Genomic DNA, 13,440 nt, shown 5'->3' with positions numbered 1-13,440 from the left:
GACGCAAGCCAAGCGGGTCATCGACCTGTGGCGCAGGCGGTTATCGCCATCGATGGTCCGGCCGGGACCGGAAAGTCCTCTGTTTCAAGGGGATTAGCGCGTAAGCTGGGAGCTCGTTTTTTGGACACCGGCGCGATGTACCGGATGGTGACGCTGGCGGTACTGCGTGCCGGCATCGACCCGGCAGACGCGCAGGCGGTCGGGGACTGTGCGTCGACCACGCGGATGTCGGTCGGCTACAGCCCGGACGTCGGCAGCTTTTGCCTTGCCGGAGAAGATGTTTCGGCGCAGATCCGGGGAGATGACGTCACCCGGGCGGTGTCGGCGGTGTCCGCGGTGCCGGTGGTGCGTGAGCGGCTGGTCGAGCTGCAACGTGCCATGGCCGAGGGGCCGGGCCGCATCGTCGTGGAAGGCCGCGACATCGGGACCGTGGTGTTTCCCGATGCGCCGGTGAAGATCTTTCTGACCGCGTCGGCCGAAACCCGCGCCCGGCGCCGCAACGACCAAAACGTCGCGGCTGGGCTGGCCGACGACTACGACGCGGTGCTGGCCGACGTCCGCCGGCGCGACCATCTGGACTCCACCCGCGCGGTGTCGCCGCTGCGAGCGGCCTCCGATGCGATCGTCGTCGACACCACCGACATGAACGAGGCCCAAGTCGTCGATCACCTACTGCAGTTGGTGACGCAGCGTAGCGGAGCCCTGCGGTGACCCACGACGGCACCTGGTCCGACGAAAGCGACTGGGAGCTAGACGATTCCGATCTGGCCGAGCTGTCGGAGTCGGCGCCCGCGCCGGTGGTGGCGATCGTGGGCCGGCCCAATGTCGGCAAATCGACTCTGGTCAATCGGATCCTGGGCCGGCGGGAGGCGGTGGTGCAGGACGTTCCGGGCGTGACGCGTGACCGGGTGTCCTACGATGCCCTGTGGAGCGGACGCCGGTTCGTCGTCCAGGACACCGGGGGATGGGAGCCGGACGCCAAAGGCCTGCAACAGCTGGTGGCCGAGCAGGCATCGGTGGCGATGCGCACCGCCGATGCGGTGATTTTGGTGGTGGACGCCGCTGTCGGCGCCACCACCGCCGACGAGGCCGCCGCCCGCATCCTGCTGCGCTCGGGCAAGCCAGTCTTCTTGGCTGCCAACAAGGTTGACAACGAGAAGGGCGAAGCCGACGCGGCCGCGTTGTGGTCGCTGGGACTTGGCGAGCCGCATGCGGTCAGCGCGATGCACGGTCGGGGTGTGGCCGATCTGCTCGACCAGGTGTTGGCCGCGCTGCCCGAAGTGGGGGAGTCGGCCTCGGCCGGCGGCGGCCCGCGGCGGGTGGCCCTGGTCGGCAAACCCAATGTCGGCAAGAGCTCGTTGCTGAACAAGCTGGCCGGCGATCAGCGGTCGGTGGTGCACGAGATCGCGGGGACGACGGTCGACCCGGTGGATTCGCTCATCGAAATGGGCGGCAAGGTGTGGCGTTTCGTCGACACCGCGGGCCTGCGGCGCAAGGTCGGCCAGGCCAGCGGACACGAGTTCTATGCGTCGGTGCGCACCCACGCGGCCATCGATTCCGCCGAGGTGGCGATCGTGCTGATCGACGCGTCACAGCCGCTGACCGAACAGGATCAGCGGGTGCTGTCGATGGTCATCGAGGCCGGACGGGCCCTGGTGCTGGCATTCAACAAATGGGACCTGGTCGACGAGGACCGGCGCGAGCTGCTGGAGCGAGAGATCGACCGCGAACTGGCGCAGGTGCGCTGGGCGCAGCGGGTCAACATCTCCGCCAAGACGGGTCGGGCGGTCCAGAAGCTGGTGCCGGCGCTGCAGAGCGCGCTGGCGTCGTGGGACACGAGGATAGCGACCGGGCCGCTGAACGCCTGGCTGAAGGACGTGGTGGCCGCGACGCCGCCCCCGGTGCGCGGCGGCAGGCAACCCCACGTCCTGTTCGCCACCCAGGCGACCGCGCGGCCGCCGACGTTCGTGCTGTTCACCACCGGTTTCCTGGAGGCTGGCTACCGGCGGTTCCTGGAGCGGCGGCTGCGCGAGACATTCGGCTTCGAGGGCAGTCCGATCCGGATCAACGTGCGGGTGCGCGAAAAGCGGGGCGCCAAGCGCCGCTGAGCGTGTCATCCGCATACGGTTTCTCGTTGGCACACCGTTTCTGCGTGCCCCCGACGGTGGGAGTTTGTGGATACGGTTCCCCAACTCTTGCGCCCCGACAGCGCACTCACATTGCTAAGGGCATCAGTGCGAATGCCGGACAAGCTGGTAGCGGCCCAACTACTTTGTAGATGAGGGCCGAGGGCTGTGCGCGCGATCCCGGGTGGCGTCGCCGGAACAACAGAGTTGTGGGCTGAGTATGGCCCTGGTCGTGGAGGATCTGCTCGATGACGTATGTGACCGTCCAACCGCAGATGTTGGCGGCAGCTGCCGCGGACGCGGCACAGATTGGTTCGGCGATCACCGAGGCGAATGCGGCCGTGGCGGGCCGGACGACCGGTGTGGTGGCAGCGGCCGCCGACGAGGTGTCGACAGTCGTCGCGAAGCTGTTTAGCTCGTACGCCCTGGAGTGGCACACGGTACTCGAGCAGGCGTCAGCGTTTCACGATGAGTTCACTCGGGCGTTGGCCGCCGCGGGGAGCTCCTACGCGCAGGTCGAGGCGGCTAACGTTGCCGCGGTCTCCGGCACATTGGAAGCGCTCAGATCGTCGGTCCGAGCGATTCTCGCCGACGCAACGAGCGGCGCTGCCGGGACCGGCTCGGCGAACGTTGGAAGCGCACTCGCGGCAGCCGATGTCACCTTGGCCATGGGCGGCAGCGGTCTGCCGTTACCGCCACAAAGTTATGTGGACGCCGTTGTCTCCAAATACATCACACCCAATTACCCCGGCTTCGGCGTGGCCAACGCGCTAGCCCTCTTTACTCCGGAGCGCTTCTATCCGCTTACGGGCATCAAGGATTTGACGCCGGATGTGTCGGTGGCCCAGGGCGTTGCAATCTTGGACCAGGCTATCCGTCAGCAACTCGACGCCGGCAACAACGTTGCCGTGCTGGGCTTCTCGCAGAGTTCCATACTGTCCTCGCTGGTGATGCATCAGCTCAGTCCCAGCAATACACCAAGCTCGCTGCCGGTGGTTTTCACGCTGCTCGGTGATCCCATGAATCCCAACGGCGGACTGCTGGCACGCTTCCCCGGTCTGACCATGCCGAGTCTGGGCTTCACGTTCTACGGCGCGACACCGGACAATTCCTTCACGACGAAGATTTACACGATTGAATACGACGGCTTCGCCGACTTCCCGCAATACCCGATCAATCTGCTGGCCGACTTCAACGCGATCGCGGGCATCTACTACGTGCACGGCACCTATGCAGATCTGACACCCGCGCAGATTGCTACGGCTATACCGCTGACCAACACCGTAGGTCCCACGCTGACCAGTTACTACATGATTCCCAACCCGCATCTGCCGCTCCTGGAGCCGCTGCGGGCAATCCCGGTTATTGGGAATCCGCTGGCCGACTTGGTCGAACCGGACATGAGGGTGCTGGTCAACTTGGGCTACGGAAGCCCCGATCAGGGCTGGTCGACCGGGCCGCCGAATGTGCCCACCCCGTTCGGGCTGTTCCCGCAGGTCGACCCCGGCGTTGTCGTTGACCGTCTGGTCATCGGCACCCAGCAGGGAATCGGCGCTTTTGTCAGCGATGTCCGCGCCGAGGCATCGGGAGCGTCGCTGTCCGGCCTGTTGCAGGCGCTGTCGTCGATTTCGTTGCCCTCGTTGGGCCCGCCGCCGACGTCGATCGACGGTTTCATTGACTTCATTGACGCCCTGGAAGCGGCGAATACCCGGATCACCGATGTCATCTCCAGCGCGGCATCGACGGGGTACTCAGTTTTGCTGCCGACGGCAGACTTCGTGAATGCCGCCGTAACTGCCGTCCCCTACTACGACGCCCAACTCTTCCTGAACGGGATTTCGCAAGCGATCAACGGTGACCCGTATGGGCTGATCAATGCGGTCGGCGACCCCATCGCCGCTGACATCGCGCTGTTCACGATCGCCACCGGTTTCGAAGCCATAGTCCTCACCAACGCGGCCAGATCGATCGTCGACGATTTCGCCAGTCTGTGACGTAGTGGCTGTCGGCGATCAGCGCTAACCGGACGCGCCGGAATTGCCGAACAACAGCCCCCGGCGCCCTCGTTGCCGCGGACCCCGATAGACGGAATTCCTCCCGTGGTGCCGGCGGTGCCGCCGGCACCCCCGAAGCTGAACGTGCCAAGGGTGCCGAGCCCACCGGTCCCGTCTTGCATCCGGTCAGCATACCGATCAAATCCCACAATACGGGCATAGCGGCCTATATCACAGGAGTATCCGGTTGACGCTGGCATCGCGCGGCTCTTAGGATCTCTCACATAACGAGCGAAGAATCCCGCACTGCAGGAACAAGTGAGAGACGGTGACGATGGCACAGCAAGCGCCAAATCCGGGCTTGACGCGGTTCAGCGTGCAAGACAAGTCCATCCTGATCACCGGCGCCACCGGTTCGCTGGGCCGCGTCGCCGCCCGGGCGCTGGCAGATGCGGGTGCTCGATTGACTCTGACCGGCGGCAACGCTGCCGCCCTGGCCGAGTTGGTTGAGAACGCCGGCATCGACAACGCGGTGGTGGTCGAGCGTCGGCCCGAGACTCCGGCCGACGCCCAGGCCATGGTGGCTGCGGCCATTGCCCGCCACGGCCGCCTCGACGGGGTTCTGGTGGCGTCGGGCATGAACCACGTCGCGCCCATCACCGAGATGGCCGTCGAGGATTTCGACAAGGTGATGGACGCCAATCTGCGGGGCGCCTGGCTGGTCTGCCAAGCGGCCGGGCGGGTGCTGCTCGATCAGCGCGACGGCGGCAGCATCGTGCTGGTCTCATCGGTCCGCGGAGCGCTCGGTCACCCCGCCGGCTACAGCGCCTACTGCCCGTCGAAAGCGGGCACCGACCTGCTGGCCAAGTCCCTGGCGGCCGAATGGGGTGCCGACGGAATTCGGGTAAATGCCCTTGCACCAACGGTTTTCCGATCCGAGCTGACCGAGTGGATGTACGCCGACGACGAGAAGGGACGCGCCACCCGCGAGGCGATGTTCGCCCGGATCCCGTTGCGCCGCTTCGCAGAACCCGAAGACTTCGTCGGCGCGCTGATCTATCTGCTCAGCGATGCGTCAAGCTTCTACACCGGCCAGGTGATGTATCTGGACGGCGGATACACCGCATGCTGAAGGCGCACGGGTTTTCTCGCGCCGCCGTCGTCGGCGCCGGTTTGATGGGCCGGCGCATCGCCGGCGTGCTGGCATCGGCGGGGCTCGAGGTCGTCATCACCGACACCAACGCCGAAATCCTCGACGCCGCAGCGGCGGAAGCCGCCCAAGTGCGCGGCGCAGAACGCGGATCGATCACCGCCACCGGTGATCTGGCGGCGGCCGCGCACAACGCCGACCTGGTGATCGAGGCCATCGTCGAAAACCTGGCCGCCAAACAGGAACTCTTCGAACGCCTGGCGGGCCTGGCCCCCCATGCGGTGCTGGCGACCAATACGTCCGTGCTGCCGATCGGCGGCGTCGCCGAGCGCGTCGACGACGGCAGCAGAGCGATCGGCACCCACTTCTGGAATCCGCCCGACCTCATTCCCGTCGTCGAGGTGGTGCCCAGCGATCGAACCGCCCCGGACACGATGGAACGCATCGTGGCGCTGCTGACCGAAGCCGGCAAGATGGCGGTGCGGGTCGGACGCGATGTCCCCGGATTCATCGGCAACCGGCTTCAGCATGCGCTGTGGCGTGAGGCGATGGCGCTGGTCGCTGAAGGCGTGTGCGACGCCGAGACGGTGGATCTGGTGGTACGCAACACCATTGGGCTACGGCTGGCCACACTGGGACCGCTGGAAAACGCCGACTACATCGGGCTCGACCTCACCTTGGCCATCCACGACGCGGTGATCCCCAGCCTCAACAGCGACCCGCATCCCAGCCCGCTGCTGCGCCAACTGGTTGCCGAGGGGCAACTCGGGGCGCGCACCGGACACGGTTTCCTCGACTGGCCCGCGGGCGCCCGCGAGCGCACGGCGGCACGGCTTTCCCGGCACATCAGTGCACAACTCGACCAAGACCCCAATAGGAAAGGAAGTAATTAGCCATGACTTTCACGTGGCCCCTCGGTGATGCCGAGTCCAAGCTGGAGTTCTATGACCTGTCGCACCCGTGGGGACACGCAGTGCCCGCCTGGCCGTACTTCGAAGACGTCAAGATCGAACGGCTGCACGGCATGGCGAAAAGCCGGGTGCTGACGCAAAAGATCACCACCGTCATGCATTCCGGCACCCACATCGACGCCCCGGCGCATGTGGTGGAGGGAACGCCGTTCCTGGATGAGATCCCGCTGAGCGCCTTCTTCGGCACCGGGGTGGTCGTGTCGATCCCGAAGACCAAGTGGGGTGTGGTTACCGCCGAGGACCTGGAGCAGGCCAGTCCCGAAATCCGGCCCGGCGACATCGTCGTGGTCAACACCGGCTGGCACCACAAATACGCCGACAGCGCCGAGTACTACGCCTACTCGCCGGGGTTCTACAAGGAAGCAGGGGAGTGGTTTGCTGCCAAGGGCGTCAAGGCGGTAGGCACCGATACCCAGGCGCTGGACCATCCGCTGGCCACCGCGATCGCGCCACATGGCCCGGCGGCGGCTCAGGGTGGCCTATTGCCCTGGGCGGTAACCGAATACGAGCAGGAGACGGGCCGCAAGGTGCTGGACGACTTCCCGGAGTGGGAGCCCTGCCACCGGGCGATCCTGTCGAAGGGCATCTACGGATTCGAAAACGTGGGCGGCGACCTGGACAAGGTCACCGGCAAGCGGGTCACGTTTGCCGCCTTCCCCTGGCGCTGGGTGGGTGGCGACGGCTGCATCGTTCGGCTGGTGGCGATTGTCGACCCCACCGGGAGCTACCGCATCGAGACGGGGGCCTGATGAACGTGACCAGGGTGTCGCAGGCACCGGAATACGTTGCCGCGCTGCACCGTGACGTGCTCACGCTGCGGCTGCAGGGCCACGAAGCCGGACACACCGAACGGTTCTGGGTGGGGCTGTCCACCTACCAGCCGGGCGGGATCGCCGAAAAGGCCTCAGCCCGAGAGGAAACCGTCTACGTGGTGCTCGACGGTGAGCTGGTCGTCACCGCCGAGGGAACCGAAACGGTCCTGGGCCGGCTCGACAGCGTGCATTTCGCCAAGGGCGAAGTGCGGTCGCTGGAAAACCGTTCCGGGCGTCCGGCGATGCTGCTGGTGGCCATCGCTCATCCGCAGGAGGCCGGGGCGTGAGCGTCGTCATTACCGTCGCACCCACCGGGCCGATCGCGACCAAGGCCGACAACCCGGCGTTGCCCACGACGCCGGAAGAAATCGCGAACGCGGTCGAACAGGCTTATGCCGCCGGCGCCGCGGTGGCACACATCCATCTGCGTGACGAAAACGAAAGGCCCACAGCAGATCTCAACATCGCGCGGCGGGCAATGGATCTGATCGCCGAGCGTTGCCCGATCCTGATCCAGCTGTCGACCGGCGTCGGCCTGTCGGTGCCGTTCGAGGAGCGCGAAAAGCTGGTCGAACTGCGGCCGCGGATGGCCACCCTCAATCCGTGCTCGATGAGCTTCGGTGCCAGTGAATTTCGCAACCCGCCCGATGCCGTGCGGCGACTGGCGGCACGGATGCGCGAGCTGGACATCAAGCCGGAACTGGAAATCTATGACACCGGGCATCTGGAGGCTTGCCTGCGATTGCAAGAGGAAGGTCTGCTGGCCGAACCTTTGCAGTTCAGTATCGTCCTCGGGGTGCGCGGCGGAATGGCCGCCACCGCCGATAACCTGCTGACGATGGTGCGTCGGCTTCCTCCCGAAGCGATCTGGCAAGTCATCGCGATCGGCCGGGCCAACCTGGAATTGACCGCGATGGGCCTCGCCCTGGGCGGTAATGCGCGAGTGGGCCTGGAGGACACCTTGTACGTGCGTAAGGGTGAGCTGGCGCCGAGCAACCTGGCGCTGGTGTCGCGCACCATGCGCCTGGTCCAGGCCCTGGATTTGCCCGTCGCCTCCGTCGAGGAAGCCGAGGCGTTGCTTCGGCTGCCCGGAGTTCGGCGATGAGCGCCAAGGCCGAAGACGGCGACGTCCGCAGCGGCGGCATCCAGGTGATTGCCCGCGCGGCCGAGATCTTGCGGGTGCTGCAAGCTCACCCCGGCGGGCTCAGCCAAGTCGAGATCGGGGAGCGGGTCGGCATGGCCCGGTCCACCGTGAGCCGGATCCTCAACGCTTTGGAGCACGAGGGTCTGGTGGCCTCGCGCGGGGCGCGGGGACCCTACCGGCTGGGGCCCGAAATTGCGCGCATGGCCAGCACCGTGCGGCTCAGCGTGGTGGCCGACCTGCACCCCTTCCTGGCGCAGCTGTCGCGGGAACTCGACGAGACGGTGGACTTGTCGATCCTGGAGGGGGATCGCGCCGATTTCATCGACCAGGTGGTTCCGCCGCGGCGGTTGCGCGCGGTGAGCGCGGTGGGAGATTCCTTTCCGCTGTACTGCTGCGCCAACGGCAAGGCGCTGCTCGCGTCGCTGCCGTCGGAACGGCAGGTACAGGCGTTGCCCAGTCGGCTGATGCCGTTGACCGCCAACACCATCACCGATCGGGCAGCGTTGCGCGCGGAGCTTGCTCAGATCAGCCGCGACGGCATCGCCTACGACCGGGAGGAGCAGACCGACGGCATTTGCGCGGTCGGGACGGTGCTGCATGGCGTGACCGATCAGCTGGTGGCCGTCAGCGTGCCAGTGCCGGCGCAGCGGTTCTACGGCCGCGAGGAAGAGCTGGCGCAGGCATTGCGGGCGTGGGTGGCGAAAGTGAACAGCTGGTTCGAAGCGTCGTGAGGAGCATTGGAAATGGCAAAAGCATTGCGTGACAAGCTTGTTGGAGCCTGGGAGCTGGTGTCCTACGTCGAGCGGGACAGTCCCGACGGCCCGTTGCGATACCCCCATGGTGCGGATGCGCAGGGTTTGATCATGTACACCCCGGACGGGTACATGTCGGCACAGATCCAGTCGTCGGGCCGGCCGGACTACGACCGGCCGGTGGCCAGCGGCGGCACCACCGCGCAGGCGGCGGCCGCGGCGCTGGGGTACCTCGCCTACAGCGGACGGTACTTCGTCGACGAGTCCACGGGCGACATCCGTCATGAGGCGAAGCTGTCGCTGGTGCCCAACTACCTGGGTAGGTTTCATCTACGGCACTGCGACCTCGACGGCGACCAGCTGACCCTATCGTCGGAACTGACCTTGCCTGACGGGCGGACGGTGTACTCGTCATTGGTGTGGAAGCGTGCCGAGCAGGCCGGCCCGCAGGTCGCCTAGGCGGTGGCCGCGCTTGGCGTTGGTCTGCGGTAGGCTTTCGACCTGCCGCCGCGTCGTTTCGGTGGCACCGGGCTGTGGCGCAGTTTGGTAGCGCACTTGACTGGGGGTCAAGTGGTCGCAGGTTCAAATCCTGTCAGCCCGACATGAGAGAATAGGCTCTGAGCTGCTGCGATCGTCCTTAGATCGCGGAGCCGTCTGGAATGTCTGGGACCACTTTGGGACCAGTTGTAGATGCGCGCTACTTCCTGAGATCCCTCGGACCTGCTTGCTCAGTGAGCGGCGGCTCCTACCCCGATGGTGTCGAAGGCTCAATCGGGCGAATCAGGGCCAGGAATTCCGGCAGGTCATTCCAGCTGTCGAGCCACACGGTGTTCACGCCGAGCGACCGAAGATAGCGCTCCTTGATCGTGTTACGACGCCCCTGCACGGTGTAAGAGGCCGGCAGGTTCATGCCGTATACGAGGCGGATGTCGTCGTGGATCAGGTTGAAGTTGGGGTCGCTGAGGCTGAAACCGACGAACAGAAATGCCGTCTCAGCCATCTCGTTGCGTAGCGAAGTCAGCATTTCCGTGCGGCCGGCGCGGGCACGGGCGTAGTCGAGTCGGGTCAACACAACGGTGTCGGGTTGATCGATGGAGCCATGAAGCTTCACGAGATGGGGCTGCGGCTTCTCGGAGCGCCGTGCCTTGAACTGTTCTTCCTTGATACTCACCCGCAGTGGTTGGCCCGCATCCAAGTACGCGGCTTCAATCAGTTCGTCGTAGTTCGTGGTGAACAGCAATGGAAGGTCCAGGCGGACCAAAGCGCTGTGGCTGGGCGTCGTGCGAATAAATGGCTGGCGGGATGCATCGAACTGTGCCACTAGAAATTCCCGATAGTTGGCCTCGCCGACGGTTTGGCGAAACAACTGGGCGCAGTCGAGCGGTCCCTCCTCGATGAAAAACGCACGCAATGATGCGTGTTCCTCCTGTGGTGACTGGCTCACGATCTCGCGGCACATACGGTTGATCAACCACGGCCAAGAGGGCAAGGGTAAGCCATCGTCGTCTGGGGTGAGATCGGCGAACGGAAAATCGTGCGGCCACCAGCGGTCGTAGCGGTCGTAATCGAACGAAGCTCGGCTCTGAAGCCGCGCCGCGCCAAACGACAAGCCTGCACCGAGAAAGACCATCAGCCGGCCACCTTCTGCGATCGCGCCCCGAAGTCGATGGACGAGGGCTGCGTTTCCGGGATCTTCGTGCCAGACGGTCACGCGCCTGATTCTGTCAGCGATGCAACCGCTTCATAGGGCTTCGGCAGAATTCCCGCGGATCACAGCACGGCTTACCCGGTACACTCCTATCAGTCGCGCAGCAAACCGAAGGTGGTCTACTTGACCGAATAATCCGACTCGCTGGACCCGCTGGACAAGCCACAGGATTACGCTGGTTAACGGGCCGAACTAAGTAGCCTTGCAATCGATTACGACTCTATAGCGGATGAATTGTGGCCGCGCTTGGAAGACCACAAGCACCGAGGGGAACTGCACAGCTACGGATTGCCCAGCGGATACGGCAAGCAAGTTGTCGCCGACATCGTCACATTGCTAAACGAGGCCCTCAAGAGCATTGGCGTCGCCAACAACAAGCTCGTCGCGGCTTCCCTCGCGGCGGACGGTCACTGTCCCGATGACGGCGGCTCCCCGTGAGTTGTTCCCTCGATTTGGAGTGTCTGGCCTCCCAATCGGCTGCGTAAAGGGCGCCTGCGGCGTGACCATGTCATGGCTTCGCCACCCTTGACTCAACCGATCGGCGGCGCAGGATCGTCATTTATCGGGAAGCAGGGAAGTCCAGACCGCATCCAAGAATGGGGAATCGGAACGCGGCCCTAGCGATTGTGCTAGACGACGCGCAAGTCGCGCCTAGTCGTGGACGACAGATGCCGTGTCAGCAGCTCACCGGCGTCGGCGACCGACTGCCGATCGGGATGGAGGTAGCGCTGCGTGGTCGTGATGCTGCCGTGGCCGGCGATCTTGCGAAGACTGTGTAGGGGGACACCTGCGTCGGCCATCCATGTCAGCCCGGTGTGTCGCAGGCCATGGCGCTTGAGCTGCTCGTAGCCGACGTTGGTCACCACCTCATCCCATGAGGTCGCGTCACGAAGGGTGGCGGTAGTAATTCGCCCGCCTCTTGGGCCGGTGAATAGCCGGGCATCCGGTTCACCGCCGGCAAGTTCGATCCGACGCTGAATGAGATCGCGGATCGATTCGATCAACGGCACCTGACGCGCTCGCCGACCCTTGGTGTTCTTGTCGACCAGGCCCCCACCAGATGCGGTGGTGCCGCCGTGCGTGAGTTCGCCGGGGGATGGGGTCGTCTGGCGGCATACGGTCCAGATCCAGTTCTCGGAGTCGATGTCGCGAACGAGACAGCCGGAGACTTCACCGATGCGCGCCGCGGTGCAGGCTTCGAAGATGACCGCGTCGCCCCAGCCCTGGTACTTGTCTGCGGAGTTTGCGACCAATGCGTCAGCGAGGGTCACCAGCGCGGACCAGTCCGGTAGCGCCAGGGAGCGCGGGTCATCCAGCTCATCCTCGGCCAATTTGTATTCGCGCTGCCAGCCGCTGATACGCGCTGGGTTCCGGTCGATGATGCCGTCGCGGTGAGCCTGTTCCATGACCCGGACCAGCACCGCGAGACTGTTCTTGACGGTTGACCGGCCGCAGTCGTCGGCAATCCACGCGTGGACAGCCCGATCAACCGCCCCGTTGGTGATCATGGTTACCGGTAGGTGGCCCAGCGATGGCACGACTCGCTTGCGCCACCCGGCAAGGTAAGGGTCGGTGGTCTTGCCTTCCAGGCCGCGAAGCGCCAGTTTCATGTTGATCGTGCCGTACTCCGAGAGAGTCGTCGTCGCCGTGTTGGGATCGATACCGCGACCGGCGGACTGACGCATCCTGTTGATCCAGTCTTCCGCCGCTTCACGGGTAACGAACGTCTCAGACTTGGAGACTCGCTTCTTGGCGGCCGGATCGACCCATCGGACACGCGCACGGTACGCCCCGCCGGAGCGCGCCTCGATGTCAGCAGCTAGCGAAATACCCAGTGGCAGAGCTACTTTGTCAGCCATCACGCCACCTCGCCGGGATCGACGCGCCGACTAGCGAGCCACATCTCAACGTCGTCCGAGTTGTACATGAACACCCGATCAGAAACTTGAACGAATGCCGGACCCTGCGGCGGTCGTGCGGTTCGCCAACGCCGGATGGTCGAGCCGTCAACGTGAAGGAGTTCGGCAAGCTCGTTGCTACTGTACCAACGCCCATCCAGCAGCATCCTCCGTTCACGCCCCTTCCTTCAACGCGCCACGCCCGATAAGGCGCTGCTCGCGCGCACGAGTAGAAGCCGAAATGACCAGCAGGCGGTCACCGAGGTTCTCGTATCCCGAGCGTTCGAATTCCCACATCAGCTGCTGGACCGTAGCGGCTTCAGGCCCCGAACCTGCCCGCTCCCGCCGCCAGGCAGCCCGATGCTCGCGTAGGGCCTTCATGGTCGTCGAGAACTGTCGCGACTTGCTGGTCACGTGCCCTCTGAAGCCGAGTGTGTGCAGCCAGAGGGTCATCTCCTGATATTGCTCTTCGCGGGCGACGGAAACGATCGTCTGGAGTATTCGGCGCATGTGGTCCGTCACAACGAGCTGATCGATTCCTTCCTCGCTGAGACGCCGGACATCGATACCGAGGTCTGCGACGGACTTGGTGACGTACTTGGCGAGATAGCCGGCAACATGGCGGTTGTAAATGTCGGCGTCGGAGCCGACCGTGCTGGCCCCACTGATGGGCTTGATGTCCAGTTGCTCGCCAAAGCGCAGAACGGCGTCTTTGCCTATCGCGAGCTTGGTATCGACCGTTGCCCGCCTTACCAATTCGACGAAGTCGGCCATATCGAGATTGGTGGCCGGGGGAGAAGGTTCTTCCTGAACCGTCCCGGGTTTTATGCGCACCTTCCTTTGAGGGAAGGATGGCGCGATGGCGATCAGGTACGACGAGAACAC

At 64.9% G+C, this 13,440-nt stretch carries 15 protein-coding genes and 1 tRNA gene; 12 read left to right on the top strand and 4 right to left on the bottom strand.

Annotation, left to right across the window (positions count from 1 at the left end; all coding sequences use genetic code 11):
* The first annotated feature begins 27 nt into the window (after positions 1 to 27).
* The 11 genes from cmk (at position 28) to AWC07_RS22730 (ending at position 9,550) form a co-directional block, all read left to right on the top strand.
* Entirely contained in the window at positions 28 to 711 is a 684-nt protein-coding gene (gene cmk, locus AWC07_RS22780) for a (d)CMP kinase (RefSeq protein ID WP_036408914.1), read from the top strand.
* Positions 708 to 2,108: a ribosome biogenesis GTPase Der gene (der, locus tag AWC07_RS22775; protein ID WP_036408911.1), complete on the top strand. Its 1,401-nt coding sequence runs from the start codon at positions 708 to 710 to the stop codon at positions 2,106 to 2,108. Before cmk ends, der begins: the two co-directional genes overlap by 4 nt.
* 266 nt (positions 2,109 to 2,374) lie before the next feature.
* Positions 2,375 to 4,120 carry a PE family protein gene (locus AWC07_RS22770; RefSeq protein WP_036408908.1) on the top strand — a complete coding sequence of 582 codons (1,746 nt, stop codon included), beginning with the start codon at positions 2,375 to 2,377 and terminating at the stop codon, positions 4,118 to 4,120.
* Between the two features lie 334 nt (positions 4,121 to 4,454).
* Positions 4,455 to 5,252, top strand: a complete 798-nt coding sequence (locus AWC07_RS22765) for an SDR family NAD(P)-dependent oxidoreductase (RefSeq protein ID WP_036408935.1) — start codon at positions 4,455 to 4,457, stop codon at positions 5,250 to 5,252.
* Complete coding sequence (locus AWC07_RS22760) at positions 5,246 to 6,163, top strand: 3-hydroxyacyl-CoA dehydrogenase family protein (RefSeq protein WP_036408905.1); 918 nt, start codon at positions 5,246 to 5,248, stop codon at positions 6,161 to 6,163. Before AWC07_RS22765 ends, AWC07_RS22760 begins: the two co-directional genes overlap by 7 nt.
* A 2-nt stretch (positions 6,164 to 6,165) precedes the next feature.
* On the top strand, positions 6,166 to 6,990 hold the full coding sequence (locus tag AWC07_RS22755) for a cyclase family protein (protein WP_036408901.1): 825 nt from the start codon (positions 6,166 to 6,168) through the stop codon (positions 6,988 to 6,990).
* Positions 6,990 to 7,340, top strand: coding sequence for a beta-D-galactosidase (locus AWC07_RS22750; protein WP_036408898.1), 351 nt, complete (start codon positions 6,990 to 6,992; stop codon positions 7,338 to 7,340). The genes AWC07_RS22755 and AWC07_RS22750 overlap by 1 nt, the downstream gene beginning before the upstream one ends.
* Entirely contained in the window at positions 7,337 to 8,158 is an 822-nt protein-coding gene (locus tag AWC07_RS22745) for a beta-keto acid cleavage family enzyme (protein WP_036408895.1), read from the top strand. Before AWC07_RS22750 ends, AWC07_RS22745 begins: the two co-directional genes overlap by 4 nt.
* Positions 8,155 to 8,928, top strand: a complete 774-nt coding sequence (locus tag AWC07_RS22740) for an IclR family transcriptional regulator (protein WP_036408892.1) — start codon at positions 8,155 to 8,157, stop codon at positions 8,926 to 8,928. Before AWC07_RS22745 ends, AWC07_RS22740 begins: the two co-directional genes overlap by 4 nt.
* A gap of 12 nt (positions 8,929 to 8,940) precedes the next feature.
* Positions 8,941 to 9,408 (top strand): lipocalin-like domain-containing protein, encoded by a 468-nt coding sequence (locus AWC07_RS22735; protein WP_036408889.1) that lies wholly within the window; start codon positions 8,941 to 8,943, stop codon positions 9,406 to 9,408.
* Positions 9,409 to 9,476: 68 nt separating this feature from the next.
* Positions 9,477 to 9,550 (top strand) — tRNA-Pro (locus tag AWC07_RS22730).
* Positions 9,551 to 9,694: 144 nt separating this feature from the next.
* Here the strand turns inward: AWC07_RS22730 and AWC07_RS22725 are convergent.
* Positions 9,695 to 10,660, bottom strand: coding sequence for an SIR2 family NAD-dependent protein deacylase (locus tag AWC07_RS22725; protein ID WP_036408888.1), 966 nt, complete (start codon positions 10,658 to 10,660; stop codon positions 9,695 to 9,697).
* 243 nt (positions 10,661 to 10,903) lie between these two features.
* On the opposite strand from AWC07_RS22725, the gene AWC07_RS22720 reads away from it, so the two are divergent.
* Positions 10,904 to 11,095 carry a hypothetical protein gene (locus AWC07_RS22720; protein WP_244187668.1) on the top strand — a complete coding sequence of 64 codons (192 nt, stop codon included), beginning with the start codon at positions 10,904 to 10,906 and terminating at the stop codon, positions 11,093 to 11,095.
* A gap of 191 nt (positions 11,096 to 11,286) precedes the next feature.
* Here the strand turns inward: AWC07_RS22720 and AWC07_RS22715 are convergent, their stop codons facing one another.
* The 3 genes from AWC07_RS22715 to AWC07_RS27790 form a co-directional block, all read right to left on the bottom strand.
* On the bottom strand, positions 11,287 to 12,516 hold the full coding sequence (locus AWC07_RS22715; RefSeq protein WP_036408885.1) for a tyrosine-type recombinase/integrase: 1,230 nt from the start codon (positions 12,514 to 12,516) through the stop codon (positions 11,287 to 11,289).
* On the bottom strand, positions 12,516 to 12,722 hold the full coding sequence (locus tag AWC07_RS29595; protein ID WP_036408883.1) for a helix-turn-helix transcriptional regulator: 207 nt from the start codon (positions 12,720 to 12,722) through the stop codon (positions 12,516 to 12,518). Before AWC07_RS29595 ends, AWC07_RS22715 begins: the two co-directional genes overlap by 1 nt.
* A gap of 7 nt (positions 12,723 to 12,729) precedes the next feature.
* A partial coding sequence (locus AWC07_RS27790) for a replication initiator (RefSeq protein ID WP_167380122.1) occupies positions 12,730 to 13,440 on the bottom strand: 711 nt, incomplete at its 5' end.

It is taken from the genome of Mycobacterium gastri, from assembly GCF_002102175.1.
Lineage (GTDB): Bacteria > Actinomycetota > Actinomycetes > Mycobacteriales > Mycobacteriaceae > Mycobacterium > Mycobacterium gastri.
The sequence above is the reverse complement of the archived record's forward strand: the minus strand, read 5'-3'. Positions and strand labels throughout refer to the sequence as shown.